Consider the following 26999-nt stretch of genomic DNA (forward strand, 5'->3'; position numbering starts at 1 on the left):
CGATGACCACTGTTCGTGAAGCCTTTCGGTGGGCATCGGGCCGGTTGCGTGCGGCCGGCGTGGCGCACGCCGCTTCCGAAGCGGAGCGCCTGGTGCGCCTTGTCCTCGGATGGCCGCGCGAGCGCTTGTTTGGTTATCCGGAAGCGGTCATGCCGCCCGACGCCGAGGCGCGCCTTGAGGTGCTGGTTGCCCGACGCGCCGCCGGCGAGCCGTTACAGTACCTGATCGGGGAGCAGGAATTTTACGGCCGCGCATTCCGTGTGACGCCGGCGGTGCTGATCCCCCGCCCCGAGACGGAGGTGCTGGTGGAGTCGGTTCTGGCGGCGGCCGACGCGATGTGGCCGCCCGACGCCGCGCTTTCCGCGGTGGACGTGGGCACCGGCAGCGGGGCCATCGCCGTGACGCTGGCCGCCGAACGTCCGCGCTGGCAGGTGTGGGCGGTCGACCTGTCCGTCGATGCCTTGGCCGTCGCACAGGAAAATGCGGCACGCCACGGGGTGGCCACGCGCATCACCTTTGCGCATGGCTCGTGGCTTGGGCCGCTGCGCCGCACCGGCCGGCGCGTGCAGGTGATCGTGTCCAACCCGCCGTACATTCCCACGGCCGATATTGCCGGACTGCAGCGGGAAGTGCGCGATCATGAGCCGCGCCTGGCCTTGGACGGCGGTGCGGACGGCTTGGACGCGTACCGGAGCCTGGCGCGGGAGCTGCCCGACATCGTCGACCGCCGTGCCGTCGTGGCCGTTGAGGTGGGCGCGGGACAGGACGAGGCGGTGGCCGGCCTTTTTAGGGCCACCGGCCTCTTTTCCCGCATTACCATCACGCCCGATTTGGCCGGCATTCCGCGCGTTGTCCTCGCCGTACGGGAGGGGTGACCCGCGTACGACCCGTCTCGTCCCTTGCAGCCGGGCGGTGCGGCTGCTGCGCGCTGCCGGCGAAGGGTGCGCCGAACCTCCGTTCCCCGTTTGAACGTCCGCCCTTCCGTCGATACTGGGACCAGAGAGAGGACGGAGGGGAGCGGAATGACCCATCGGTTGCGGTGGCTCGTGGCGTTGACGGGACTGATACTGGTTGTGGTGGGGATCGCGCAGCAGCGCGCGGTGGGCGTGACGGCGAGCGTGGCGCTGCCGGCCGCGGGAGACGCGGTCATTCCCGCCGAAGCAATTCGCTTTCGTGTCATCGCCAACAGCGATGCGCCGGAGGACCAGGCCGTCAAGCGGGCTGTGCGCGATGTGGTGGTGGCGCATCTGGAAGAGGTGATGCGCGGCGCGCAACGCGTGGACGAGGCGCGGGCGCGTCTGGCGAAGGCGTTGCCGACGATTGAAGCCCTGGCGGTCGAGACTGTGCGCGCCGCTGGATTTACTTACCCCGTTGAGGTGACATTGGGGCGGGTGCCGTTTCCGACCAAACGTTACGGCACGCGCGTTTATCCGGCCGGTGAGTACGAGGCCTTGCGCATCACGCTGGGGAATGGCCGCGGGCAAAATTGGTGGTGTGTCCTCTTTCCGCCGCTGTGCTTCGTCGACGTGGCCGCAAGCGACGCCGTGGACCCGCCGGCGCAAGCGACAGCGCGGGAGGCGGGCGGCGAGGAACGGACCGTGGAAACGCGCCTGTTCCTGTTCGATGCGCTTCGCCGTCTTATAGTATGGTTGTGGGGATGAGTGCGGAAGGCCAGGCCGTCGGCACGCTGCCGACGGCTTTCTCGCGTTGCAGCGGGCTCCGGGCGCCTTCCACGATGTTATCCACAGGTTGTCCACATGTTGTTGAAAAATTTCGTCCTTCCGTCCTATACTAGACAAGCACACCCCTGGTGCGAGAATACCTGGCTGGCGGCATGCTTCCGACGTGAAGCGCAACGCGAAGAAGGAGCGAGACGGACATGCAGACAACGGTATGGCGCATCCACGTGGCTGAACCCGGATGGGAGGACGGTGAGGCAATCCGCGAAGCCGCCGCCCTTCTGCGGCACGGTGAACTGGTGGCCTTTCCGACGGAAACGGTTTACGGGTTGGGGGCCGACGCCACCAACGACGACGCCGTGGGCCGGATCTTCACGGCCAAGGGGCGTCCGGCGGACAACCCCTTGATTGTCCACGTGGCCGACAAAGGGCAACTTTCCGCCGTCGTGGCGGAGGTGCCGGAGGTGGCCCGGCGTCTCATCGACCGCTTCTGGCCGGGTCCGCTCACGCTGGTGCTGCCGCATCGCGGAACCGTTTCGGCGCGCGTCACCTGTGGCCTTCCCACCGTGGCGGTGCGCATGCCGGCCCATCCCGTCGCCCGCGCCCTCATTGCCGCGGCGGGCGTGCCGGTGGCAGCGCCCAGCGCCAACCGGTCGGGAAAGCCGAGCCCGACGACGGCGGCGCACGTGTTGGCCGACCTGGCGGGGCGTATTGCCGGCGTGGTGGATGGCGGGCCGACGTCGGTGGGCGTCGAGTCGACGGTTCTCGATCTGACGACGCCGGTGCCCACCATCCTGCGCCCCGGCGGGGTGACGCAGGAGGAGCTGGCGGCGGTGGTGGGAGAGGTGGCCCTCGATCCGGCCCTCGTGCGGGAAGGGGAGGTGCCCCGCTCCCCCGGCGTCAAATACACCCACTACGCCCCGGCGGGGGAGATGACCCTGGTGGCCGGTGCCCCGGAGGAGGCGGCGCGCCACATTCAGTGCCTTGCCGACGAGGCGGCCCGGCGCGGCGAGCGGGTCGGCATCCTTACCACCGAGGACGGGCGGCACCGGTACCGGGGCCCGCATGTCGTGGTGGCCTGCGGCCGGCGCGACGATTTGGCCAGCGTGGCGGCTGCCCTCTACGCGGCGCTGCGACGGTTTGACCAGGAAGGGGTGACGCGCATCTACGCGGAGACGTTTCCGGAGGAGGGCATCGGCGCGGCGCTGATGAACCGTCTGCGCAAGGCCGCGGGCGGGCGCATCGTGTCCGGCGACCTCGTCTAGGGGGCGCCCAGTACTAACCCGTCCCCCGAGCGCATAAGGCTGGAACAGGCGGGGGAGGGGTTGAGGTTGTGGGAAACCTCCGTACAATGGGGGCAACTGTTCACCTGGTGGTTGCTTGCCGTTGCCCTGGGTCTGGACGCCTTTTCCCTCTGCGTGGGGATTGGGCTGGCGGGCATCCGCCTGCGCCAGGTGATGCGCGTGAGCGGAACGATTGGCGTGTTTCACGTGATGATGCCGCTCATCGGCGTCGCGTTGGGCCACGTGCTGGTGCCGTTTGTCGGCAGCCTGGCCACGCTGCTTGGCGGGCTGCTGCTTTCGTTTCTGGGCCTGCACATGCTGTGGAACGCCAGCCGCGGACACGCTCCGCAGGCGTCGGTTCACCTGGGAGGCGCCGGGCTCCTGCTCTTCGCGCTGACGGTCAGCCTTGACGCCCTCTCCGTTGGATTCTCGATCGGACTGCTTACGGGTGGCGCCGCCTTCGCCATCGCCCTGTTCGGCCTGATGGGCTTTGTGATGGCCGGGATTGGCCTGCTCGTGGGGCGCCGCGTAGGGCGCTGGTTGGGCGAATACAGCGAGGCCTTTGGCGGTCTCATTCTCGTCGTGTTCGGGTTCAAACTGATCGTGGGATAGGGGGGATGGCGGTGAAGGTGCTCTTCGTCTGTACGGGAAACACCTGCCGAAGCCCGATGGCGGAAAAGTTGTTCTGCCGCCTGGCCGAGGAGGCCGGTCTGGCCGTCGACGTGCGCTCGGCCGGCCTCGCGGCTGCCGAAGGTGCCCCTGCGTCGGTCCATGCCCGCACCGTGCTGAAGGAACGGGGGCTGGACGACGCGCACCGGGCCCAGCAGGTGTCCGCCGCCCTGGTGGAATGGGCCGACGTTGTCCTGACGATGACGCGCGCCCATAAGGAGCAGGTGTGTCTGCGCTTTCCCGCGCACGCGCAGAAGGTGTACACCCTGAAGGAGTTTGCCGAGGACTCCCCTGAGATGCGCCAGCGGCAGGCGGAACTCGACCGCGCCTACGCCGAGCTGGAGCTTAAGCGGAGCGCGTTTCTGCGTCGTCATCGGGAGGAGCTGGAGGCCCTCGAGCGGCGCCGGCAGGAGCTCCGGGAAGCGCTGCGCGACGTGGAGGACCGGCTGGTTGCCCTTCGGCAGGCTCTGGAGGAGGAGACGCGCGCCGAGCGCGCCCGCATCGCCGAATTGGAAGCCGCCTTGCCCGCCCTCGACATTGCCGATCCCTTCGGGGGCGACCTGGAGACGTACCGGGCATGCGCCGATGAGCTGGAAACGGCGCTGCGCAAGGTGGTGGACAAACTGCGCGCGGGTCGTACGCCCTTCGAGGGCGCGTAAACGGCTGTGGGTGTGGCGAGAACGATCGGTCGGCCTTGCGGTATAATAGCGGTAAACCTGTCTGCAAAGGGGTCGAACGCGATGCGAGTGGCCTTAGCCTCGGACCATGGCGGATACCGGCTGAAGGAGGAGCTCAAACCCCTGCTCGACGAGCTGGGCGTTGCCTATGAAGACTTCGGCTGCCACGGCGAGGAGGCCGTGGATTATCCCGATTATGCGCTTCCGGTGGCGGAGAAGGTGGCCCGCGGCGAATTTGACCGCGGCATCCTGATTTGCGGGACGGGCATCGGCATGTGCATTACGGCCAACAAGGTGCCCGGCGTGCGCTGCGCCCTGGTGCACGATACCTTTTCGGCGCGGGCGACGCGGGAGCACAACGACAGCAATGTGCTGGCCCTTGGGGCGCGGGTTATCGGTCCGGGCCTGGCCCGCGAGATCGTGCGCATGTGGCTCGAGACCGACTTCGTCGGTGGACGGCACGAGCGGCGTGTGAACAAGATCCGCGCCATCGAAGCGCGGCAGCTGGGCGGGTGCAGACCATGACCGAGCGGCCGACGCTTCCGGAACGCGGCGGCGCGAACGCGACGGGCGCGGCCCCGGATGCCGGCGTCGACCTGGCCGACGTGACGGCGCGCACGCAAACGGTGCTCGAGGAGCTGCAGCGGGCGGCGGGTCTCGGTCCGAACCACCTGCTCGTCGTCGGCTGCAGCACGAGCGAGGTGGCCGGGAAGCCCATTGGTACGGCCGGCAGCCTGGCCATTGCGGCGGCGATCTGGGAAGGGGTCGAGGCGGTGCGCCGGCGGCACGGCTTCCACGTGGCCTGGCAGTGCTGCGAACACCTCAACCGGGCGTTGGTCGTGGAACGCGAAACGATGGAACGCTTTGGCCTGGAGGAAGTGACCGTGGTGCCCCACCCCAAGGCCGGCGGTTCCATGGCGACGGTGGCCTACGAGCGCATGCGCGACCCGGTGGTGGTGGAAACGGTGCGCGCCCACGCCGGGGTGGACATCGGCGACACCCTCATCGGCATGCACCTGCGTCCGGTGGCCGTGCCGGTGCGCCCGTCGGTACGCCAGATCGGACAAGCCCACGTGACGATGGCCCGCACGCGCCCCAAGCTCATCGGCGGGGAGCGGGCTGTCTACCGGCGACAGGATGTGCCCCATCTCGCTCCTGCGCACCCCAACGAAGTCTGAGGAAGAGGAGGAACCTTCGTGGAACACTTGCGCAAACAGGACCCCCAGGTGGCGGAAGCGATTGAACGGGAGCTGAAGCGGCAGCAGCACAACATCGAGCTCATTGCGTCGGAAAACTTCGTCAGCCGCGCCGTGCTGGAAGCGATGGGCACGGTGCTCACGAACAAGTACGCCGAAGGGTATCCCGGTCGCCGCTATTACGGCGGGTGCGAGCACGTCGACGTCGTGGAGGAACTGGCGCGCGAACGGGCCAAGCAGCTGTTCGGTGCCGAGCACGCCAACGTGCAGCCCCATTCGGGAGCGCAGGCGAACATGGCCGTCTACCATGCGCTGCTGGAGCCGGGCGATACCGTGTTGGGGATGAACCTCTCCCACGGCGGCCACCTGACCCACGGCAGCCCGGTGAACTTCTCGGGGGCGCTGTACAACTTCGTGGCCTACGGCGTCGACCCGGAAACGCACCGCATCGACTACGACGAGGTGCGCAAGCTGGCTCATGCCCACAAACCGAAGCTGATCGTCGCCGGAGCCAGCGCGTATCCACGGATTATCGATTTCGCGAAGATGCGCGAGATCGCCGACGAGGTCGGGGCCTACCTGATGGTGGATATGGCCCACATTGCCGGCCTCGTGGCCGCCGGGCTCCATCCCAGCCCGGTGCCCTACGCGCACGTGGTGACGACGACGACCCACAAGACCCTGCGCGGGCCGCGCGGCGGCCTCATCCTGTGCCGGGCCGATCTGGCCAAGGCCATTGACAAGGCGGTCTTCCCCGGCATCCAGGGCGGCCCCCTCATGCACATCATCGCCGCCAAGGCCGTCGCCCTCGGCGAAGCGCTGAAGCCGTCCTTCCGCGACTACGCCGCCCGCATCGTGGCCAACGCCAAAAAGCTGGCTGAGGCGCTCCTTGCGCGCGGGTTTGTGCTCATCTCGGGCGGCACGGACAACCACCTCATCCTCGTCGACGTGCGCAACCTCGGCCTGACCGGCAAGCGCGCCGAGGCGCTCCTCGACGAGGTGGGCATCACCGTCAACAAAAACACCATCCCCTACGACCCGGAAAGCCCCTTCGTCACCAGCGGCATTCGCATCGGTACGCCGGCCGTCACCACGCGCGGCTTCGACGAGGCGGCGATGGTGGAGATCGCCGACATCATGGCCGCGGTGCTCAAGAACCCCGACGATGCCGCGGTGAAAGCGGAAGCCCGCGCCCGGGTCAAGGCCCTGTGCGAACGGTTCCCGCTGTACCCCGATCTGGGTTGAGGGCAGGCCGCGGGAACCGGTTGTGCTGCCGGCGAAGGCCGGCTTTTCTTTTTGCGTAGGTAGGGGCAACGCACGCCTTGCCCGTCCCCCGAGGGCCGACGCACGGCCGCGGGCGGGCCCCGTTGCCTGCCAGGCCGGTCCGCAGAGGGGTATGTCCTTATTGGTGGGAAGGCCGGTCCCGATTTGGTATAATGGGTCGGAGTGCGAATCGAGACAGGAGGAAACGAAGCGATGAGCCGCGTCTATGTATTTGATCATCCCCTCATCCAGCACAAGCTGACGCATATCCGCGACAAGAACACGGGAACGAAGGAATTTCGCGAGCTCGTGGAAGAAGTGGCCATGCTGATGGCCTACGAGATCACCCGCGACCTTCCCTTGGAAGAGGTGGAGATCGAGACGCCCGTCGCCCCGGCAAAGGCCAAGGTGCTGGCGGGGAAGAAGCTGGGCCTCATCCCTATCCTGCGCGCCGGCCTGGGTATGGTGGACGGAATCCTGCGCCTCATTCCCGCGGCCAAGGTGGGGCACATCGGCCTCTACCGCGACCCGGACACCCTGCAGCCGGTGGAGTACTATGTCAAGTTGCCGACGGATATTGCCGAGCGCGACCTGATCGTCATCGATCCGATGCTGGCCACCGGCGGTTCGGCGGCGGCCGCGCTGGCGGCGCTCAAAAAGCGGGGCGCGCGCAACCTGAAGCTGATGTGTCTCATCGCCGCGCCGGAGGGCATCGCCCGCGTGCAGGAGGAGCATCCCGATGTCGACATCTACGCCGCTGCCGTCGACGAGCGGCTGAACGAGAAAGGGTACATCGTGCCGGGTCTGGGCGACGCCGGTGACCGCCTCTTCGGGACAAAGTAAGAGGGGAACCGGCCCCCTGCGGCGCACGGCTGCCGGTGCAACGACCGCGGCAAAAGGGAGGGAGGCGCGATGACGGCGCGCATCCGTGTCATGACCGTGTTTGGCACGCGGCCCGAGGCGATCAAGATGGCGCCCCTCGTGCAGGCGTTGCGCCGCGTGCCCGACGAGATTGAACCGATCGTTTGCGTGACCGCCCAGCACCGCGAGATGCTGGACCAGGTGCTGGAGATCTTCGACATCCGGCCCGATTACGACCTCAATGTGATGCAGCCCCGCCAGAGCCTGATCGACATCACCACGCGCGTGCTGACGGGCATGGACGACGTGCTGGCCGATGCCCGGCCCGACATTGTCCTCGTCCACGGCGACACCACCACCACCTTTGTCGCCGCCCTGGCTGCCTTTTACCGCCAGATCAAGGTGGGCCACGTGGAAGCCGGGCTGCGGACGTGGAAGAAATACGCCCCGTTCCCGGAAGAGCTCAACCGCCAGCTCACCGGCGTGCTGGCCGACCTGCACTTTGCCCCCACGGCGTGGGCGGCAGAAAACCTGCGCCGCGAAAACAAGCCGGAGGCGACCATCTTCGTCACCGGGAACACCGTCATCGACGCGCTGCACACGACGGTGCGGGAGAATTGGCGCCACCCGGTGATGGACCGCCTGGACGGGCGCGACCTGGTGTTGGTGACGGCGCACCGCCGCGAAAACCTGGGAGCGCCGATGCGCCGCATGTTCCGCGCCATCCGTCGCCTGGCCGACGCCCATCCGGACATCGCCGTGGTCTACCCGGTGCACCTGAACCCCGCGGTGCGCGAGGCGGCACAGGAAGTGCTCGAGGGGCATCCGCGCATCCACCTGATCGAACCCCTCGATGTTCTGGACTTCCACAACTTCCTGGCCCGCGCTCGCCTGGTGCTGACCGACTCCGGCGGCGTGCAAGAGGAGGCACCGGCCTTCGGTGTACCGGTGCTCGTCATGCGCGAGACGACGGAACGACCCGAGGGCGTGGAGGCCGGCACGCTGAAGCTGGTGGGCACCGACGAGGAACGCATCTTCCAGACGGCGCACCAGCTGCTGACCGACGCGGCCGCCTACGCGGCGATGGCCAAGGCGGCCAATCCCTTCGGCGACGGCCGTGCCTCCGAACGCATCGTCGCGGCCATCCTGTACGCCTTCGGGCGGCGCTCCGCTCCTCCGGCCCCCTTTGTGCCGGTTCAAACGGTCACCTCTTGAGTGTGAGGCGATGCAACCTCTCACCGTTAGCTGACGTCTATCTTCATTGGGGAACGCGTACCGGGACGCATGGACGTGTCCATCGAGGAAGAACCGCGAGAAGCCGACAGAGATGAAACCAACAAGGGGAGGAGAACCGAATGGGGAACGCGTTTCGCCGGCTGGCGGTGGGCGTGTTGGTGCTGTGTGCGGTGTTGGCCGCGCCGTTGCCGTGGCTTTCCCATGCGGCGGCCGCCGTCACGGCGACAGTGGCGTGGTCGGAACCGGTGGGCGAGGGCGTGGTGGTGACCAAGTACGAGAAACGGATAAATGGGCGGCCCGTCGATATTTTTGTCGCCACGGTTGACCTGACCAATCCGTATGTCAAAATCGTCCCGCTCTACGGAAAAGACGGCCGCCTGACGCAGAAGCAGACGGTGCTCGGACACGCGCGGGCGTCGGGGGCGGTGGTGGCGGTCAACGCCGACCTCTTCCACCTGAATGGCATCGGGGCGCCACTGGGCCCGGTGATCGATAAGGGCACCATCGTCAGTGCCCCGGGCGTGGCGACGTGGCCAACCTTCGGCGTGACGAAAAGCGGGCAGGCGGTGATTTTGCCCCTGGCCTTCACCGGCACCGTCACCGCCCCCGACGGCAGCACCTATCCGCTTCGGGGTGTGAACAAGGAAAGTTTTGACCCGCGCGACGGGGCGCACAGCCATATCAATCAGCTTAATCTTTACACCCCGGCGTGGGGGCCGACCAGCTACGGCAATGCCAAGGGCGCGTTCAAAAACGTGGTCGAACTGGTCGTCGCGGGCGGTGTCGTCCGCGAGGTGCGCGTGGATCAGCCGGGCGCGCCCATTCCGTCGAACGGCTATGTGTTGTGGGGGCAGGGACAAGCCGCCCAATTTTTGAAAACGCGCTTTCGCGTCGGCGACCCCGTCCAGGTGACGTATGGGCTGAAGAACGACCCCGGATTGGAGACGGCGGTGGGGAGCCACATTCTCCTGGTCGACCAGGGGCGGTCGGTCAACCCCGTCGATCCGGGAGTGTCGAGCCATTCGCCCCACGCCCGCGCTGCCGTGGGAATCGACCGCAGCGGGAAGAAGGTGTGGCTGGTGGTCGTCGAACGGTCGGCTGACGGGGACAGCAAGGGGATGACCCTTCCGGAACTGGCCAATTTTTTCGTGGAGTTGGGGGCCTGGAAGGCGATCAACCTTGACGGCGGCGGCTCGGCAACCATGGTGGTGCGCCGGCTGGCCGAAACAAATCCCACCCCGTTGAACGAGTCCCCCTACAGCGGGCAGGGCTATCGCGCCGTGCCCACGGCCATTGGCGTCCTCAACACGGCACCGGCCGGCGAGGCCAAGGGGATTTTCGTCACCGGCCCGAAGGAGGTGCTGGCCGGCGACACGGCGACCTTCTCCTTTAAGGGCTATGATGTGCACTACCACCCGTACCGTGTCACGCCCCAGGAGGTCGTCTGGAAGGTCAGCGGCCCGGGACCGGTCGAGGCAAGCGGGTTTTCCGTGCGCTTCCGGACCGGCGGGACGTATACGCTGACGGCACAGGTGGGGGCGGCCAGCCGGCAGCTGACGGTACGGGTGATCGGCGGCGCCGATGTGGCGCGGCTGGTCGTCCAGCCCCGCGAGCTCGTGCTCAAGCCGGGCGAGACGCGGGCGCTGACGGTGCAGGCGGTCACGAAGGACGGTCGCACCTTTACCCTGAAGCCGCATCAGGTTACCGTCACGGCGGAAGGGGCGGTCGGTGCCGTGAAGGGCTTGTCATTTACCGCCAGCGCCACTCCGGCGACGGGGCATTTGCGTGTCGCCTTTGACGGCGCGGTGGCGACCGTTCCCGTAACCGTCGTTCCCTTTGCCGACGTGCGCGGCCACTGGGCCTTGCAGCCCATCACCGCGCTGGCGGCGCGCGGGATGGTTGCGGGGGTGGCGCCGGACCGCTTTGCTCCCGACGCGCCGGTGACGCGTGCCCAGCTGGCCGTCCTGCTGGCGCGGCTGGAGGGTGTGGAGACTGGGACGGACAATGCCTCGCCGTCCCTTCCGTTCCGCGATCCCATTCCGTCCTGGGCGCGGGAAGCCGTTCAGGCGATGGTGGAGAAGGAACTGTTGCGGGGGTACCCGGACGGCACCTTCCGGCCGGACCATCCGGTGACGCGGGCGGAGCTGGCGGCCATCCTCGACCGGTACCTCGGGCTGACCGGAAGCGCGCCGCTGCCGCCGTTCCGCGATGCGGCGGACATTCCGAGCTGGGCGCGGGAGGCCATCGCGCGCGTGGCGCAGGCCGGGGTGATGAAGGGGATGGGAGACCGCTTTGCTCCCCAACGGCCGACGACGCGCGCCGAGGCGGCAACCGTCCTCTACCGGTTGCTCACGATGCCGGATGGGCCTATGGCAAAACGATGACAAACCGGTTGCAATGAATTGACAAAGGATTCGCCCTTCGCTAAGATGGACGATGATGGTTCTGGAAAGCAGGCGGTTGCATGGAGCCGAACGGTTCGTGGAAAGGGTGGCGGGCCATGGCGGTGGTAAGCGCCATGGCCGGCCAGCTGGCGGCCAGCGTGCTTCTGGGATACTGGGCGGGGACCTGGGCCGACCGTGCCTGGGGCACGCACCCTTGGCTACTGGTAGTAGGGCTTTTGGGTGGTCTTGCGGTGGGCATTTACGGTATCGTTCGCATCCTGAGGCCGTATTTGGGGGGCGACGAATGAACGATCCCCTCGCCATGCGACTGCGTCGCACCTTGCGCATCACCATATGGGCAAGTGTGGGAATGGTTCTTGCCTGGGCGCTGACCCCGGCAAAACCATTTTTTGCTGGGTTGCTCTTGGGAACAACCGTAAGCATGTACAATGCATACCACGCGGCGCGTCGTGTGCGCGGGTTTGTGGAGGGACTAGCGCAACCGACGGGGCGGGCGCGCGGCATCGGCACCATGGCGCGGCTGGCCATGGCCGCAGCGGCGGGCCTGCTGGTGGCTCGCTTTCCCCATGTCTTCTCCGTCGTGGGCGTTGTGGTGGGCTTACCGGTTGCTCCGTTGGTGGCCGCTTGCACCCTGTTGGCCGATGCCTTGCGCAACAGGATGTGACCGCCGTGGAGAGAAAGGAGGGAAGTGGGGAGGGTGGAACACAAGTTTCCGGTCATCACCATCGGCCCGCTGGACTTCAACCTGGTGGCCATGATGACGACGGTGATCGCCGGAGCGATTGTCTTCCTCATCGGCCGTCTCGCTGTGCGCAACCTCGACGTTCGCCAGCCGCGGGGATGGCAGAATCTCCTCGAGTGGCTGATCGAGTTCGTGCGCGGGTTGGCGCGGACGAGCATGCCGGAGAAGGTGGCCGAGCGGTACGTAACGTTGGCCTTGACCCTGTTCATGTACATCTTTGTTTCCAACCAGCTTGGCCTGCTCTTCAACGTGCAGACGACCTTTGCAACGGACGTGCCGTTCCTCGGCATCAAGGCCGGTGATCACGTGTCGTGGTGGGCGTCGCCGACGGCGAACGTCAGCGTGACGATGGCCCTGGCGACGATGGTGTTTGTCTATTCGCACTACGTTGGCATCCGCGGCAACCCGAAAACCTATGTGAAGCACTATTTCGAACCGAATTTCCTGTTCTTCCCGGTTAACCTAATCGAGGAGCTGACCAAACTGCTTACGCTGGGGATGCGTCTTTTCGGGAACATCTTCGCCGGCGAGGTGCTGATCGCCCTGCTGGTGGTGATCGGGCTGTACGGCACGTTGCCGCTGGTGGCCTGGCTGGGATTCTCCGTCTTCGTTGGTACGATCCAGGCCTTTATCTTCACCATGCTAACGCTGGTGTACATTTCGCAGAAGGTGGCGCATGATCACCACTGATGAGCCTCGAACGGCGTGTAGAAGGCGCTTTTGTTTGATCCTCACATTAAAATTCGGTGAGAAATTGTCTCATGCAAGGAATGTGTGGCTTGTGGGTGTTTTCTGACAACCAACTTGCTTCGAGGAGGGTTTCCACATGGACTTCGCGCTTGCAACGGCTCTGATTTTCGGTTTGGCGGCGCTGGGCGCCGGTATCGGTAACGGGTTGGTCATCAGCCGGACGATCGACGGGGTGGCCCGTCAGCCCGAAGCGCGCGGGAACCTGATGACGCTCATGTTCATCGGTGTTGGTCTGATCGAGGCGTTGCCGATCATCGCGGTGGTGTTCGGGATCCTCTTGTTCACCAACATCTAACGGCCGTGTGGCGGCAACGAAACAACTGCCATGGCGAGGTTAACCTCTTTGCAGGTTAACCTTCGCCTTACTTTTTGCGAGGTTTTGCCGTCCGTGCGGGGTTGTTGAATACCGAAAGGTGCGCAGAAGAAGGGAGTGGCCGTCGGATGCATTTCGAACTCGGAACGTTTTTCTTCCAAATTCTCGCGTTCCTCATCCTGCTGTATCTGATGCGCCGCTATGTGTTTGGTCCGGCAATGCGGGTCATGGAGCGCCGCCAGCAATACATTGAGGACCAGGTGGCGACGGCCGAGCGGACGCGCCAGGAAGCGGAGGCGCTCTTGCAGGAACAGAAGAATCTCCTGGCCCAGGCGCGTAGCGAAGCCCAGGAGATCATCGAGCGCGCCAAGCAGCACAGCGAGCGTGAGGCCGAGGCAATCCTCAAGGAAGCCAGGGAGCGCGCCGAGCGGATGGTCGAGGAGGCGCGTGCCGAGATCCTTCGCGAAAAGGAGCAGGCCCTCGCCGAGCTCAAACAGCAGGTCGGCGCGCTGTCGGTAATGCTTGCAGCGAAGATCATCGAAAAGGAACTCGACGAGCGCGAGCAGCTGGCGTTGATTGAGAAGACCCTGCAGCAGGTAGGCGATTCGGCATGACGAGCGGCGTCGTGGCCAAGCGGTATGCGCGGGCGCTCTTTGACGTCGCTGTGGAGCGCAACCGGCTGGATGCCGTCGAGGAGCAGCTGGAGGAGATCGTGCAGCTGTTCCGCACCAACCGCGAGTTTCACCGGTTCCTCACGCATCCGTTGATTCCGGCGGAAGAGAAGAAAGCCTTCATCGACCGGTTAGCGGGCAGCGCGTGGGTCGAGGAACTGCGGAACCTGCTGCATCTGCTGATCGATCGGGGGCGGATGAATGTGCTGCCGGCCATCGCCGAGGTGTATCGCCGTCTGGCCAGCGAGGCGCGCGGTGTGGTCGACGCCGAGGTGACGACGGCCGTTCCGCTGGATCAAGAGGCGCAGGAGGCGATCGCCGACCGTTTGGGTCGCGCCATCGGCAATCGAGTCCGGGTGACGAGCGTCGTCGATCCGGCCATCCTCGGTGGGCTCGTTGTGCGGATTGGCAACCGCGTGATCGATGGCAGTGTGCGTAGCCAGTTGAACCGCTTTCAGCAAACCCTGGTCCGTACCGGTTCCCAACTCCAGATACAGGGGTGAACGGTGATGAGCTTGAGCATCAAGCCGGAAGAAATCTCCTCGCTCATCAAACAGCAGATTGCGAACTTCCAGGTGGCGGTGGAAACGGCCGACGTGGGGACGGTCATCCAGGTCGGCGACGGGATCGCGCGTGTACACGGGCTGGACAACGTCATGGCCGGTGAGCTGGTCGAGTTTGACAACGGGATCATGGGCCTGGCGATGAACCTGGAAGAGGACAATGTCGGGATCGTCATCCTCGGGCCGTTCACCGGCATCCGCGAGGGCATGCAGGTGAAGCGGACGGGCCGCATCATGGAGGTGCCCGTCGGGGAAGCCCTCCTCGGCCGCGTGGTCAACCCGCTGGGGCAGCCCCTCGACGGCAAGGGGCCCATCGAGACGACGGAATACCGGCCCGTCGAGTCGCCGGCACCGGGGGTCGTCGATCGCCGTTCGGTGCACGAGCCGCTGCAGACGGGGATCAAGGCCATTGACTCGATGATCCCCATCGGCCGCGGGCAGCGCGAGCTGATCATCGGCGACCGCCAGACGGGGAAAACGGCCATCGCCGTCGACACGATCATCAACCAGAAGGGGCAGGGCGTCATCTGCATCTACGTCGCCATCGGCCAGAAGCAGTCAACGGTGGCCAGCGTCGTGGAAACGCTGAAGAAGTACGGGGCGATGGACTACACGATCGTCGTGGCAGCGAACGCTTCGGAACCCGCTCCGCTCCTGTGGCTGGCGCCGTATGCGGGATGCGCGATGGGCGAGTACTTCATGTACAAGGGACAGCACGTTCTCATTGTCTACGACGACCTGTCCAAGCAGGCGGCGGCCTACCGCGAGCTCTCCCTGCTCCTGCGCCGTCCGCCGGGCCGCGAAGCGTACCCGGGTGACGTCTTCTACCTCCATTCCCGCCTCCTGGAGCGCGCGGCCAAGCTGAATGACCAGCTCGGCGGCGGTTCGCTGACGGCGCTGCCGTTCATCGAGACCCAGGCCGGCGACGTGTCGGCGTACATCCCGACGAACGTCATCTCCATCACCGACGGGCAGATCTACCTGGAGCCCGACCTGTTCCATGCCGGGATCCGGCCAGCCGTCAACGTCGGGCTGTCGGTGTCCCGCGTTGGCGGCGCGGCGCAGATCAAGGCGATGAAGAAGGTGGCCGGTACGCTGCGCCTCGACCTGGCGGCATACCGCGAGCTGCAGGCCTTCGCCCAGTTCGGCTCCGACCTCGATAAGGCCACGCAGGCCCGTCTCGAGCGCGGCAAGCGCGTGACGGAGATCCTCAAGCAGGAACAGTTCAAGCCGATGCCCGTCGAAAAGCAGGTGGTCAGCATCTATGCCGTGACGCGCGGCTTCATGGACGACATCCCGGTGGAGGACGTGCGCCGCTTTGAGGCGGAGCTGCTCGCCTACATTGAACAGCAGGCCCCGGACATCTACGAGCACATCCGCACGACGAAGGATCTGCCCGATGAAAACCGCTTGAAAGAGGTCATCGAGGCCTTCAAGAAGACCTTTGTGCCCTCCGCGTCGTAAGCGTACGGGCGTGGACGGAAAGGGTGGTGAGATGGGATGAAGGGCACCCGTGAGATCAAGCGCCGGATTCGCAGCGTGAAGAACACCCAGCAGATCACCAAGACGATGAAAATGGTGGCTGTGGCCAAGCTTCGTCGCGCCCAGGAGCGGGCACAGGCCGCCCGCCCGTACGCCGAAAAGATACGCGAGGTGATCGCCAGCATCGCCCGGGGGACCAAGGGGGTGCGCCACCCCATGCTCGTGGCCCGGCCGGTGCAGCGGACCGGGTACGTGGTGATCACCGCCGACCGCGGCCTGGCCGGCGCCTACAACGCCAACGTCATCCGGGCGACCTTGAAGCGCATCCGCGAGCGACACGCCTCGGAGAAGGAATACGCCATCATCGCCGTGGGGCGCAAGGGGCGTGACTTTTTCAAGAAACGTGGCTACCCGGTGGTGGCGGAGATTGTCGGCGTTTCCGACTTTCCCACCTTCGCTGACATCGAGCAAATCGCCAAGACGGCGGTGCAGATGTATGCCGACGGCTCCGTTGACGAGCTCGTGCTCATCTACAACGAGTTCGTCAACCCGGTGGTGCAGCGACCGGTGGAGAAGGTGCTGCTGCCCCTCACCGACGTGGGGGAAGCAGCAGCGGGGGTCTCCTACGAGTACGAGCCCTCGCCGGAGGCGGTGCTGGAGGTGCTCCTGCCGCGCTACGCGGAGACGCTCATTTACAGCGGCCTCCTGGAAGCCAAGGCCAGCGAGCACGCCGCGCGGATGACGGCGATGGGCAACGCCACGGACAACGCGGCGGAGATGATCGAGCGGCTGACCCTCATGTACAACCGGGCCCGCCAGGCGTCGATCACCCAAGAGATTGCCGAGATCGTCGCCGGCGCCAACGCCCTGCAATAGGACGGGAGTCTTTGCGCACAGGGAGGGAAGGCGATGAACAAGGGACGCGTCGTGCAGGTGATGGGTCCGGTCGTGGATATCCAGTTTGAACGCGGACACCTGCCTGCCATCTACAACGCGATCAAGATCCAGCACAAAGCAACCAAGCCCGGGGAGCGGGACATCGACCTGACCGTGGAAGCGGCCCTGCACCTGGGGGACAACCTGGTGCGCTGTGTGGCCATGGCCTCCACAGACGGCCTGGTGCGCGGCATGGAAGCAGTGGATACCGGGGCGCCGATCTCGGTGCCGGTGGGGGAAGAAACCCTGGGCCGCGTGTTCAACGTCCTCGGGGAGCCGATCGACAACCAAGGGCCGGTCAACGCCAAGCGGCGTGACCCGATCCACCGTCCGGCTCCGCCCTTTGTCGAGCAGGCCACGACGACGGAGATCCTCGAGACGGGGATCAAGGTGATCGACCTCCTCGCCCCGTACGCCAAGGGGGGGAAGATCGGCCTCTTCGGCGGTGCCGGCGTTGGCAAGACGGTGCTCATCCAGGAGCTCATCCACAACGTGGCTATGGAGCACGGCGGACTGTCGGTCTTTGCCGGGGTCGGCGAGCGCACGCGTGAGGGGAACGACCTGTACCACGAGATGAAGGAGTCGGGCGTCATCTCCAAGACGACAATGGTGTTCGGCCAGATGAACGAGCCGCCGGGCGCCCGTCTGCGCGTGGCCCTCACCGGGCTGACCATGGCCGAGTACTTCCGCGACGAGTACGGCCAGGACGTGCTGCTCTTCATCGATAACATCTTCCGCTTCACCCAGGCCGGATCGGAGGTGTCGGCCCTCCTCGGCCGCATGCCGTCGGCGGTGGGCTACCAGCCGACACTGGCCACGGAGATGGGCCAGCTGCAGGAGCGGATCACCTCGACGAAAAAAGGGTCGATCACCTCGATCCAAGCCATTTACGTGCCGGCCGACGACTACACCGATCCGGCGCCGGCCACGACCTTTGCCCACCTCGACGCGACGACCAACCTGGAGCGTTCCATCGCCGAGAAGGGCATTTACCCGGCCGTGGACCCGCTTGCCTCGACGTCGCGCATTCTCCAGCCGCACATCGTCGGCGAGGAGCACTACCAGGTGGCGCGCGGCGTGCAGCAGGTGCTGCAGCGCTACAAGGAGCTGCAGGATATCATCGCCATTCTCGGGATGGACGAACTGTCCGACGAGGACAAGCTGATCGTCGCCCGCGCGCGGAAGATCGAGCGCTTCCTGTCCCAGCCGTTCCACGTGGCCGAGCAGTTCACCGGCGTGCCGGGCAAGTACGTCCCGCTCAAGGAGACCATCCGCGGGTTCAAGGAGATCCTCGAGGGCAAGCACGACGACCTGCCGGAAGCGGCCTTCCTCTATGTCGGGACCATCGACGAAGCGGTGGAAAAGGCGAAGACGCTGTAAGGCGCTTCGCCGGAGAAGGAGGAAACGGCCGTGAGCACCATGCGACTGGACATCGTCACGCCGGATGCGACGGTCTTCTCCGACGAGGTCACCTTCATCTTGGCCAAGGGCGTGGAGGGGGACCTGGGCATCCTGCCCCAGCATATGCCTCTCGTCACGCCGCTCAAGGACGGCCCGGTGACGATCAAGCAGGAGGACCGCGAGCAGGTGGTGCACCTGCGCGGGGCCTTCCTGGAAGTGCGCAAGGACCGCGTGACCATCCTCGCCGAAGCGGCCGAATGGCCCGGGCGGTAAACGTGCGCGCCTCGCAACGGGAAGCTCCCGGTTGCGAGGTGCTTTTTTTTCTTGTTTTTGCTATGCTAGAAGGGGTGACGACTCTGCCCATGGAGGGACGCCGATGATCGAATACATCAACAATTACGTTCTTGTGTCGATATTTGTGTTGCTCGGCCTGCTGTTGCCGGTAGCGGCGCTTACGCTGGGACGCTTCCTTCGCCCACACCGGCCGACGCCGGAAAAGGGCAAGCCCTACGAGAGCGGTGTCGAGCCGACGGGCTCCAGCTGGGTTCGGTATAACGTGCGCTATTACCTGTTTGCCCTGCTGTTTGTCATCTTTGACGTGGAAACCGTCTTTCTGTATCCGTGGGCAGTGGCATACAATCAACTGGGGCTGTTCGCGCTGGTGGAAGTGCTGATCTTTATCGCGCTCCTGCTCATTGGACTGGTGTATGCGTGGAAGAAGAAGGTGTTAACATGGACGTGAGGATTGAGGGGCTGACGCCAGAAGAAGAACGGGAAGTGGGGCAGAACGTCCTGCTGACCACCCTCGAGCAGATCAAGGCGTGGGCGCGCTCGAACTCCCTGTGGCCGCTCACCTTTGGGTTGGCCTGTTGTGCCATCGAGATGATGGCCGCCGGCGCCTCGCGGTACGACCTGGACCGTTTCGGGGTCATTTTCCGTGCGTCGCCGCGCCAGGCGGACCTGATGATCGTTGCCGGCACGGTGACGAAGAAGATGGCGCCCATCCTGCGCCGCCTGTATGACCAGATGCCCGAGCCCAAGTGGGTGATCGCCATGGGATCCTGTGCCACGGCCGGGGGGCCCTATGTGCGCTCGTATGCCGTTGTCAAGGGCGTTGACCAGATCGTGCCCGTCGACGTGTACATCCCCGGCTGTCCGCCGACGCCGGCGGCCCTCATCTACGGCATCCAGAAGCTGCAAGAAAAAATTCGTGCCCAGGCGAAAACCGGGCAGAAGAAGGTGACCCGCTCGTGAGCGAACGCGACAAGGCGCAACCGGAAACGACGCAAGATTCCCGGCGTTCTGAACAGCCGGTGCCGGAGGAAGCGACGACGTCGCCGGCGGGCGGCGGGGAGGCCCCCATTTCTGCCGACAAGGGCGGCACACCCGACGCCGAGGGTACACCAAAAACCGGCGGTGCACCCGAGGCCAAGGCTGAAGGGAAGACGACAGCCCGGGCGCGCGCCGCAGCGGCGGCCCGGGCGCGGGCGGCGGCCCAAGGCGGGGCCAAAACGGCAAAAGCAGAGGCGGCACCGGAAGAGCCGTCGCCGATGCAGCCTGTGCTGGACCACATTGTGCATGTGATCACGAGGGAGTTGGGCGACGGCGTCATCGAGGAGGCGTACATCAACCGCCTGGCCAAGCATGTTCCCACCCTGGTGGTGAAGAACGAACGCTGGCACGAGACGGCCCGCTTGCTTCGCGACCATCCCGAGCTGGCCTTCGATTACCTGTCGGTGCTGGTCGGCATCGACCACGAGACGCACCTCGAGGTGTACTACCATTTCGATTCCTACCAAAAGGGGCACCGCTTGGCCGTTCGCGTCAAGGCGGACCGGGAGCAGGCGACGGTGCCCTCGGTGACCGACATTTGGCCCGGCGCCGACTGGCCGGAGCGGGAGGCATACGACCTGGTGGGGATTCGCTTTGCGGGCCACCCCAACCTGAAGCGCATTCTCTTGCCCGATGACTGGGTGGGCCACCCGTTGCGCAAAGACTACCAGCCGCTGGACGAAGGGGTGTGAGCACATGGCCGTGCGCACCGAAGAATTACTGCTCAACGTGGGACCGCAACACCCGAGCACGCACGGCGTGTTTCGCCTGGTCGTGAAGCTCGACGGGGAGATCATTACCGACGCCCAACCGGTCATCGGGTATCTCCACCGCGGCACGGAGAAGCTGGCGGAAGACCTCACCTACACGCAGATCATTCCGTACACCGACCGCATGGACTACCTGTCGGCGATGACGAACAACTACGTCCTTTGCCATGCGGTGGAGACGATGATGGGCATCGAGGTGCCGGAGCGTGCCGAGTACCTGCGGGTTATCGTCATGGAATTGAATCGCATCGCCAGCCACCTGCTGTGGTTCGGCACGTATCTCCTCGACCTCGGGGCGATGAGCCCGTTTCTCTATGCCATGGAGGAGCGGGAGAAGATCCTCGACCTGTTCAATGAGCTGTGCGGCGCGCGCATCACCTTCAACTACATGCGTGTCGGCGGGGTGAAGTGGGACGCCCCGGACGGGTGGATCGACAAGGTGCGCGACTTCATCCCGTATATGCGCGAGCAGCTCGACGGGTACCACAAGCTGGTTACCGGGAACGAGATCTTCCTCCGTCGCCTCAAGGGCGTCGGGAAGTACGACGCGCAGACCGCCATCGCCTACGGCCTGTCCGGTGTCAACCTGCGCTGCACCGGCGTCAGGCGCGACGTGCGGAAAGATGAGCCCTATTCCATCTACGACCGCTTCGAGTTTGACGTGCCGGTGGCCACCGAGGGCGACTGCTACGCCCGCTACCTCCTGCGCATGGAGGAGATCCGCCAGTCCCTGCGCATCCTCGAGCAGGCCGTGGCGCAGTTTCCCAAGGAGGGTGCGGTGATGGCCAAGGTTCCGCGCGTCATTCGCCCGCCGGCGGGCGAGACCTACGTGCGCATCGAGGCCCCGCGCGGCGAGCTGGGCTGCTACATCCACAGCAAGGGGAAGGACAAACCCTATCGGCTGAAGTTCCGCCGCCCGTCCTTCCACAACCTGCAGATCCTGCCGAAGCTGCTGATCGGTGAGAACATGGCCAACATCGTGGCCATCCTCGGCGGGATCGACATCGTGCTCGGGGAGGTGGATTGCTGATGGCGCACTGGCTTTCCCAGCCCCTCTCCTGGACGACGGCGGCGGTCTTCCTCGCCTCCGCGGTGGCCATGTTGCTCGTGGTGCTCCTGTTTGTCACCTATGCCATCTACTTCGAGCGCAAGGTGATCGGGTGGATCCAGCTGCGCCGCGGGCCCAACCGCGTGGGACCGTATGGTCTCCTGCAGTCGGTGGCCGACGTGCTGAAGCTGCTTGTCAAGGAGGATGTCATTCCGGACAGGGCCGACCGGACGCTGTTCATTCTGGCGCCGGTGATTGCCTTTGTGCCGGCCTTTGCCGTGTTGGCCGTGCTGCCCTTCACGGAGACGCTCCACTTTGCCGATCTCGGTGTCGGCCTGCTCTACTACGTGGCCGTGTCGGGCATCACCACGCTGGGCATCCTCCTCGGGGGCTGGGCGTCGAACAACAAGTACGCCCTCCTCGGCGGGATGCGCTCGGTGGCGCAGATGATCAGCTACGAGATCCCGCTGGTCATTTCGGTGATCGGCGTCGTCCTGCTTGCGGGCAGCCTGAACCTGAAGGAGATCGTCGCCGCGCAATCCGGGGGTTTTTGGAACTGGTTTTTCCTGAAGCAGATCCTCGGCTTTGCCGTCTTTGTCGTCGCCGCCCTCGCGGAGCTGAACCGCACGCCCTTTGACCTGCCGGAGGCCGAGTCGGAGCTGGTGGCCGGCTACCATGTCGAGTACAGCGGCTTCCGCTTTGCCTTCTTCATGCTGGCCGAATATGTCTACGTCTTTGCCATGTCCGCCTTGGCGACGGTGCTTTTCCTTGGCGGTTGGCATCCGCCGATCGAATCGCTCGGTTTCGTCCCGGGCCTGGTGTGGTTTGCGCTGAAGTTCGCCTTCTGTGTCTTCTTCCTGTTCTGGCTGCGTGCCACGATGCCGCGCGTGCGCGTCGACCAGCTGATGACCTTCGCCTGGAAGGTGCTCTTGCCGCTGGCCCTGCTCAATCTGTTCCTGACGGCGCTGGTAAAGGAACTGGTGGCGTAACCGCGTACGGCACCGGTGAGGTGCGAACGGCCAGCGTAGCGCGGGCGATCGACGAAGGGCGGTTATTGCGTGGCGAACGGGGTTCGCGAAAGGGGGGAGAGCCATGCTCGGACTGGCCAAAGGCTTGGGGTATACCCTGCGCCGGCTGACGGAGAAGAAGGTGACCTATCGGTACCCGGATGTGCCGGTGAAGATGCCCGATCGCTTTCGTGGCATCCAGCACTTCGATCCGGACAAGTGCATCGTGTGCCACCAGTGCGAGCGCATTTGCCCGACCCAGTGCATCAACCTGACGGGCAAGCCGCATCCGGATCCGACGAAAAAAGGCAAAGTGATCGACACCTACGACATCAATTTTGAAATCTGTATCCTGTGTGATCTGTGCACCGAGGTGTGCCCGACGGAAGCGATTGTGATGACGAACAACTTCGAGCTGGCCGCCTACAGCCGCGATGAGCTGTTCAAGGACCGCGAGTGGCTGGCCGCCAACAACACGAACGTGCGGAGCGAAAACAGCACCAATCTCCTGCCTGGGGGGAAAAAATCGTGACCGCGGGGATCAGCGGGGAATTCGTCGCCTTTTTTCTGCTATCCCTCATCACCCTGGGGGGCGCCGTGTTCATGCTCAGCTTCACCCGGGTGGTGCACATGGTGGTCGCCCTGGCCTTCTCCTTCCTCGGCCTGGCGGGCCTGTACGTGATGCTGGAGGCGGAGTTCGTGGCCTTTTCCCAGGTGCTCATCTATGCCGGTGCCGTTTCCATCCTCATGCTGTTCGGCATCATGCTGACGCGCCACGACGTCGACGAGGAGGAACAGGATCGCCGGCGGCGGCACCGCACCTTCGCCTTTGTTGCCGTACTGGCCCTGTTCGTGGCGCTGTTCAAGGGCATCGTCGCCTTGGTACCCGCGGGCGAGGGGAAGTTGGCGGAGGCGAACACGCTTGAGATCGGGAAGGCACTGTTTACGAAGTACGTCATCCCCTTTGAGCTCGTTTCCGTGCTCCTGCTCGTCGCCTTGGTCGGGGCGATTGTGCTGGCCCGGAAGGAGGGGCATGACGCATGACGGTGACGCTGGCATCCTATCTGCTGGTGGCTGCCTTTTTGTTTTGCATCGGGCTCTACGGCGCGCTGACAAAGCGCAACGCCGTCGTCGTTCTCTTGTGCATTGAGTTGATGCTGAACGCCGTCAACCTGAATCTGGTGGCCTTTTCCAAGTACGGACCCCAACCCGGCATCGCGGGGCAGGTGTTCTCCCTGTTCAACATCACCGTCGCCGCGGCGGAAGCGGCGGTGGGGGTTGCGATCCTCATCGCGCTGTACCGGAGGCGCTCCACGGTCAACGTGGACGAAATGGACACCTTGAAGAGGTGATTCGATGATCCAAAGCGCATGGCTCATCCCGCTTTTCCCGCTGCTCGCCTTCGCGGTGATCACCGCCGTGGGGCGCCGGCTGCGGACGGGTGCGGCCTACATCGGCATTGTGGCCACATTCGGCGCCTTCGTGCTGTCGCTTGCCGTGCTGTGGGAGATGCGCGTCGCCGGTGCCGGAACGACGCGCGTGTGGGAGTGGCTGACCGTCGGCGAGCGGACGATCACGATGGGGTTTGAGGTGAACCCCCTCAACGCCTTGATGCTCGTCATCGTCTCGCTGGTCAGCTTTCTCGTTCACGTCTATTCCCGCGGCTACATGGCCGGTGACGAGCGGATCGCCGTGTTCTACCAATACCTGGCCCTCTTCACCTTCTCCATGTTGGGCCTCGTCCTGTCGCCCAACTTCCTGCAGTTGTACATTTTCTGGGAACTGGTCGGCGTCTGCTCGTTCCTGCTCATCGGCTTCTGGTACTTCAAGCCGGAGGCCAAGGCGGCGGCGAAGAAAGCGTTCCTCGTCACCCGCGTCGGCGACCTCGGGCTGTTCATTGGCATCGCCCTCCTGTTCTGGTGGGCGGGCAGCTTCGACTATGCCGATGTCTTCCGTGCCGCGCAGGACGGGACGCTGGCGCCGTGGCAAATTACCCTGGCCTGTTTGCTGATCTTCTTCGGGGCCATGGGCAAGTCGGGCCAGTTTCCGCTGCACACCTGGCTTCCGGACGCCATGGAAGGCCCCACGCCGGTGAGCGCCCTGATCCATGCGGCGACGATGGTGGCCGCCGGCGTGTACCTCGTGGCGGCGACGTTCCCGCTCTTTGCCCAGTCGCCGGCGGCGCTGGACGTGGTGGCCGGCGTGGGCGCGTTCACGGCCCTGTTTGCCGCCACCATCGGCTTGGTGCAGACCGACATCAAGCGCGTCTTGGCCTACTCCACGGTGAGCCAACTCGGGTACATGATGCTGGCCCTCGGAGCGGCCGGCTACGTGGCGGGGATTTTCCACCTGATGACCCACGCCTTCTTCAAGGCCCTCCTGTTCCTCGCCGCCGGGGCCGTGATCCACGCCGTGCACACCCAGGACATTCGCGAGATGGGCGGCCTGTTCCGGCGGATGAAGGTGACGGGCACCTTCTTTCTCATCGGCTGCTTGGCCATCGCCGGCGTGCCGCCGCTCTCGGGGTTCTTCTCCAAGGACGCCATCCTGCTGGCGGCCTGGTCGGGCGCGTCGCCGATCTGGTTCTGGGCGGCGATGGCCACGGCGTTCCTCACCGCGCTGTACATGTTCCGCCTCTTTTTCCTCGTCTTCGGAGGCGAGCTGCGCCAACACCACAACGCCCACGAGGCGCCGGCGGTTATGACGCTGCCGATGGCCGTGCTGGCCGTGCTGGCCGTTGTCGCCGGTGCGGTGTCGCTTTTGGGGTTCGGCGACTGGCTCACACAGGGCTTGCCGGCGGCGGTGGCCGAGCCGGGGCACGCCCTGTGGGTAATGGTGCTCACCACGGTGGTGTCGCTGGCCGGCATCGCCGTGGCGTGGCAGTACTACGGCCGACGCGATGCCCGCGATCCGGCGGCGGTGGCCGGGCGGTTCCCGGGCCTCTACCGCCTGCTGGTCCACAAGTATTATGTGGATGAACTGTACGATCGGGTGCTGGTTCGTCCGTTGCTGGCCCTCGGGACGGTGCTGGACGCCGTCGACCGTGTAGCGGTCGACGGGCTGGTGCGCGCCGTGGCCAAGTTAACGGCGGGAGTCGGGCGCGCCGGACAGCGGCTGCAGAACGGGCAGCTGCAAACCTACGGCCTGGTGGCCGTGAGCGGGCTGGTCCTCTTGGTCGTCGGGCTGACGCTGGCAGGAGGGTACTGGCGATGAACGGGCATTTGCTGACGTTCTTGACGTTTTCGCCCCTCGTGGGGGTTTTGGCCCTGCTTTTCGTGCCACGCGGCCAAACCGCCCTGATCCGCGCCATCGGCGTGCTGGCCACCTTCGTGCCGCTGGTCCTTTCCCTTGTGCTGTATGCCCGCTTTGCGCCGGAGGGCGGGCTGCAGTTTGCCGAGAAGGCGCGCTGGTTTGCCATCCCGGTGGGCGAGGTGGCGTTTCCGGTTGACTACGAATTGGGCGTCGACGGCCTCTCGCTGCCCCTCGTCCTGCTGACGACCATCGTCACGGCGGTGGCGGCGGTGGCGTCGATGCACATCCGCCAGAACCTGAAGACCTACTTTGCCTGTTTTCTCCTCTTGGAAGTGGGCATGCTCGGCGTGTTCACGAGCCAGAACCTGTTCTTGTTCTTCCTCTTCTTCGAGCTGACACTGATCCCGATGTTCTTCCTCATTTCGAAGTGGGGCTACCTCGAGCGGGAGCAGGCCGCCCTCCATTTCCTCGTCTACAACGGCGTCGGATCAGCGCTGCTGCTCCTGGCCATCCTCACGTTGTTCGTGCGGGTGGGCGACCTGTCCTTTGTGCGCGTGGCCGAGGCCTTGCACCAGGCGCCGATTCCTGTGCTGTCCGACACGGCCGCGCTGGTCCTCTTCGGGCTCCTGCTGGTTGCCTTCGGGGTGAAGCTGCCCCTCTTCCCGTTCCACACGTGGATGCTCCGCGTCCACGTGCAGGCCCCGCCGCCCGTGGTGATGCTCCACTCGGGCATCCAGCTCAAGATGGGCGCCTATGGGCTGTTGCGCATGGGCGTTGGCTTTTTCCCGGAGGTGGCTGCCAAGCTGGCCACGTTCTTGGCGGCGTGGGGGCTGGTCAACGTCCTGTACGGCGCGGTATTGGCCCTGGTGCAGCGCGACCTGAAGCGTGTTTTTGCCTATTCGTCCATCAGCCACATGGGCATCGTGCTCCTGGGCCTGGCGGCGATGAACGAGACGGGCTTCACCGGCGCGGTGTTCCAGGCGGTGTCCCATGGCTTCATCTCGGCGCTCCTGTTCCTCCTGGTTGGCGTGATCTGGGAGCGCACCGGCACGTCGACGGTGACGGAAATGGGCGGGCTGGCCAAGTCGATGCCCGTCGCCTCGGGCATGCTGCTGGCCGCGGCGATGGCCTCGCTGGGCCTGCCCGGGATGTCGGGATTTCTCAGCGAATTCCTCGCCTTCCTCGGCCTGTTCCGCGTCCAGCCGGTCCTGGCGGCGGTGGGGGCGGTTGGCATCGTCCTGGCGGCGGCGTACCTCCTGCGGGCCGTACTGCGCACCACCTTTGGTCCGACGCCACAGCCCCTCGCCGGTTTGCGGGATGCCACCGCCGCTGAGGTGACGCCGATGCTGGTGCTCCTTGCCTTCATTGTGCTCCTTGGTGTCTGGCCGGCCGTGCTGGGCGACGTGCTCCACCATGCCGTGCAAACCTTGGCCGCAGCCCTGCCCGGGCGGATCGGAGGGTGA

At 65.4% G+C, this 26999-nt stretch carries 31 protein-coding genes; all 31 read left to right on the forward strand.

What is annotated here, in order from left to right; all coding sequences use genetic code 11:
• Positions 1-2 precede the first annotated feature (2 nt).
• The 31 genes from prmC (at position 3) to ACYQ0Z_RS05140 (ending at position 26999) form a co-directional block, all read left to right on the forward strand.
• Entirely contained in the window at positions 3-875 is an 873-nt protein-coding gene (prmC, locus tag ACYQ0Z_RS04990; protein ID WP_459864939.1) for a peptide chain release factor N(5)-glutamine methyltransferase, read from the forward strand.
• 147 nt (positions 876-1022) lie between these two features.
• Positions 1023-1661 carry a stage II sporulation protein R gene (spoIIR, locus tag ACYQ0Z_RS04995; RefSeq protein ID WP_459864941.1) on the forward strand — a complete coding sequence of 213 codons (639 nt, stop codon included), beginning with the start codon at positions 1023-1025 and terminating at the stop codon, positions 1659-1661.
• Positions 1662-1879: 218 nt separating this feature from the next.
• Entirely contained in the window at positions 1880-2944 is a 1065-nt protein-coding gene (locus ACYQ0Z_RS05000; protein WP_459864943.1) for an L-threonylcarbamoyladenylate synthase, read from the forward strand.
• A gap of 66 nt (positions 2945-3010) precedes the next feature.
• Positions 3011-3574 carry a manganese efflux pump MntP gene (locus tag ACYQ0Z_RS05005; RefSeq protein ID WP_459864945.1) on the forward strand — a complete coding sequence of 188 codons (564 nt, stop codon included), beginning with the start codon at positions 3011-3013 and terminating at the stop codon, positions 3572-3574.
• Positions 3575-3579: 5 nt separating this feature from the next.
• Positions 3580-4290 (forward strand): low molecular weight protein arginine phosphatase, encoded by a 711-nt coding sequence (locus ACYQ0Z_RS05010; RefSeq protein ID WP_459864947.1) that lies wholly within the window; start codon positions 3580-3582, stop codon positions 4288-4290.
• An 81-nt stretch (positions 4291-4371) separates the two neighbouring features.
• Positions 4372-4833 carry a ribose 5-phosphate isomerase B gene (gene rpiB / locus ACYQ0Z_RS05015; protein ID WP_459864949.1) on the forward strand — a complete coding sequence of 154 codons (462 nt, stop codon included), beginning with the start codon at positions 4372-4374 and terminating at the stop codon, positions 4831-4833.
• A complete protein-coding gene (locus tag ACYQ0Z_RS05020; protein WP_459864951.1) occupies positions 4830-5486 on the forward strand; it encodes a TIGR01440 family protein in 657 nt (218 codons plus the stop codon). Before rpiB ends, ACYQ0Z_RS05020 begins: the two co-directional genes overlap by 4 nt.
• 18 nt (positions 5487-5504) lie before the next feature.
• Positions 5505-6749 carry a serine hydroxymethyltransferase gene (locus ACYQ0Z_RS05025; protein ID WP_459864953.1) on the forward strand — a complete coding sequence of 415 codons (1245 nt, stop codon included), beginning with the start codon at positions 5505-5507 and terminating at the stop codon, positions 6747-6749.
• Between the two features lie 231 nt (positions 6750-6980).
• Positions 6981-7610, forward strand: a complete 630-nt coding sequence (upp, locus tag ACYQ0Z_RS05030) for a uracil phosphoribosyltransferase (protein ID WP_459864955.1) — start codon at positions 6981-6983, stop codon at positions 7608-7610.
• 69 nt (positions 7611-7679) lie between these two features.
• Positions 7680-8843, forward strand: a complete 1164-nt coding sequence (gene wecB, locus ACYQ0Z_RS05035; protein WP_459864957.1) for a non-hydrolyzing UDP-N-acetylglucosamine 2-epimerase — start codon at positions 7680-7682, stop codon at positions 8841-8843.
• Between the two features lie 140 nt (positions 8844-8983).
• The gene (locus tag ACYQ0Z_RS05040) at positions 8984-11248 is read left to right on the forward strand and encodes an S-layer homology domain-containing protein (RefSeq protein ID WP_459864959.1); all 2265 of its coding nucleotides are present in this window, start codon (positions 8984-8986) and stop codon (positions 11246-11248) included.
• Between the two features lie 116 nt (positions 11249-11364).
• The gene (locus ACYQ0Z_RS05045) at positions 11365-11556 is read left to right on the forward strand and encodes an AtpZ/AtpI family protein (RefSeq protein ID WP_459864961.1); all 192 of its coding nucleotides are present in this window, start codon (positions 11365-11367) and stop codon (positions 11554-11556) included.
• Complete coding sequence (locus ACYQ0Z_RS05050; RefSeq protein WP_459864963.1) at positions 11553-11933, forward strand: ATP synthase subunit I; 381 nt, start codon at positions 11553-11555, stop codon at positions 11931-11933. The genes ACYQ0Z_RS05045 and ACYQ0Z_RS05050 overlap by 4 nt, the downstream gene beginning before the upstream one ends.
• A gap of 33 nt (positions 11934-11966) precedes the next feature.
• Positions 11967-12701 carry a F0F1 ATP synthase subunit A gene (gene atpB, locus ACYQ0Z_RS05055; RefSeq protein ID WP_459864965.1) on the forward strand — a complete coding sequence of 245 codons (735 nt, stop codon included), beginning with the start codon at positions 11967-11969 and terminating at the stop codon, positions 12699-12701.
• Between the two features lie 136 nt (positions 12702-12837).
• A complete protein-coding gene (gene atpE / locus ACYQ0Z_RS05060) occupies positions 12838-13056 on the forward strand; it encodes a F0F1 ATP synthase subunit C (RefSeq protein WP_054670699.1) in 219 nt (72 codons plus the stop codon).
• Between the two features lie 146 nt (positions 13057-13202).
• Positions 13203-13688, forward strand: a complete 486-nt coding sequence (gene atpF, locus ACYQ0Z_RS05065) for a F0F1 ATP synthase subunit B (protein ID WP_459864968.1) — start codon at positions 13203-13205, stop codon at positions 13686-13688.
• A complete protein-coding gene (locus tag ACYQ0Z_RS05070) occupies positions 13685-14248 on the forward strand; it encodes a F0F1 ATP synthase subunit delta (protein ID WP_459864970.1) in 564 nt (187 codons plus the stop codon). The genes atpF and ACYQ0Z_RS05070 overlap by 4 nt, the downstream gene beginning before the upstream one ends.
• A 12-nt stretch (positions 14249-14260) precedes the next feature.
• Positions 14261-15772: a F0F1 ATP synthase subunit alpha gene (gene atpA, locus ACYQ0Z_RS05075; protein ID WP_459865164.1), complete on the forward strand. Its 1512-nt coding sequence runs from the start codon at positions 14261-14263 to the stop codon at positions 15770-15772.
• Positions 15773-15808: 36 nt separating this feature from the next.
• Positions 15809-16666, forward strand: a complete 858-nt coding sequence (gene atpG, locus ACYQ0Z_RS05080; RefSeq protein ID WP_459864972.1) for an ATP synthase F1 subunit gamma — start codon at positions 15809-15811, stop codon at positions 16664-16666.
• Between the two features lie 33 nt (positions 16667-16699).
• Entirely contained in the window at positions 16700-18106 is a 1407-nt protein-coding gene (atpD, locus tag ACYQ0Z_RS05085; RefSeq protein ID WP_459864974.1) for a F0F1 ATP synthase subunit beta, read from the forward strand.
• A gap of 39 nt (positions 18107-18145) precedes the next feature.
• Complete coding sequence (gene atpC / locus ACYQ0Z_RS05090; RefSeq protein WP_459865166.1) at positions 18146-18400, forward strand: ATP synthase F1 subunit epsilon; 255 nt, start codon at positions 18146-18148, stop codon at positions 18398-18400.
• A 103-nt stretch (positions 18401-18503) separates the two neighbouring features.
• On the forward strand, positions 18504-18869 hold the full coding sequence (locus tag ACYQ0Z_RS05095) for an NADH-quinone oxidoreductase subunit A (RefSeq protein ID WP_459864976.1): 366 nt from the start codon (positions 18504-18506) through the stop codon (positions 18867-18869).
• Entirely contained in the window at positions 18860-19381 is a 522-nt protein-coding gene (locus ACYQ0Z_RS05100; protein ID WP_459864978.1) for a NuoB/complex I 20 kDa subunit family protein, read from the forward strand. Before ACYQ0Z_RS05095 ends, ACYQ0Z_RS05100 begins: the two co-directional genes overlap by 10 nt.
• The gene (locus ACYQ0Z_RS05105) at positions 19378-20151 is read left to right on the forward strand and encodes an NADH-quinone oxidoreductase subunit C (protein ID WP_459864980.1); all 774 of its coding nucleotides are present in this window, start codon (positions 19378-19380) and stop codon (positions 20149-20151) included. The genes ACYQ0Z_RS05100 and ACYQ0Z_RS05105 overlap by 4 nt, the downstream gene beginning before the upstream one ends.
• 4 nt (positions 20152-20155) lie before the next feature.
• Positions 20156-21259 (forward strand): NADH-quinone oxidoreductase subunit D, encoded by a 1104-nt coding sequence (locus ACYQ0Z_RS05110; RefSeq protein WP_459864982.1) that lies wholly within the window; start codon positions 20156-20158, stop codon positions 21257-21259.
• A complete protein-coding gene (nuoH, locus tag ACYQ0Z_RS05115) occupies positions 21259-22266 on the forward strand; it encodes an NADH-quinone oxidoreductase subunit NuoH (protein WP_459864984.1) in 1008 nt (335 codons plus the stop codon). Before ACYQ0Z_RS05110 ends, nuoH begins: the two co-directional genes overlap by 1 nt.
• A gap of 103 nt (positions 22267-22369) precedes the next feature.
• On the forward strand, positions 22370-22816 hold the full coding sequence (nuoI, locus tag ACYQ0Z_RS05120; protein ID WP_459864986.1) for an NADH-quinone oxidoreductase subunit NuoI: 447 nt from the start codon (positions 22370-22372) through the stop codon (positions 22814-22816).
• A gap of 8 nt (positions 22817-22824) precedes the next feature.
• The gene (locus ACYQ0Z_RS05125; RefSeq protein WP_459865168.1) at positions 22825-23328 is read left to right on the forward strand and encodes an NADH-quinone oxidoreductase subunit J; all 504 of its coding nucleotides are present in this window, start codon (positions 22825-22827) and stop codon (positions 23326-23328) included.
• Positions 23325-23636 (forward strand): NADH-quinone oxidoreductase subunit NuoK, encoded by a 312-nt coding sequence (nuoK, locus tag ACYQ0Z_RS05130; protein WP_459864988.1) that lies wholly within the window; start codon positions 23325-23327, stop codon positions 23634-23636. Before ACYQ0Z_RS05125 ends, nuoK begins: the two co-directional genes overlap by 4 nt.
• A gap of 4 nt (positions 23637-23640) precedes the next feature.
• The gene (gene nuoL, locus ACYQ0Z_RS05135) at positions 23641-25497 is read left to right on the forward strand and encodes an NADH-quinone oxidoreductase subunit L (protein ID WP_459864990.1); all 1857 of its coding nucleotides are present in this window, start codon (positions 23641-23643) and stop codon (positions 25495-25497) included.
• Positions 25494-26999: a complex I subunit 4 family protein gene (locus ACYQ0Z_RS05140; RefSeq protein ID WP_459864992.1), complete on the forward strand. Its 1506-nt coding sequence runs from the start codon at positions 25494-25496 to the stop codon at positions 26997-26999. The genes nuoL and ACYQ0Z_RS05140 overlap by 4 nt, the downstream gene beginning before the upstream one ends.

It is taken from the genome of Calditerricola yamamurae (assembly GCF_054654135.1).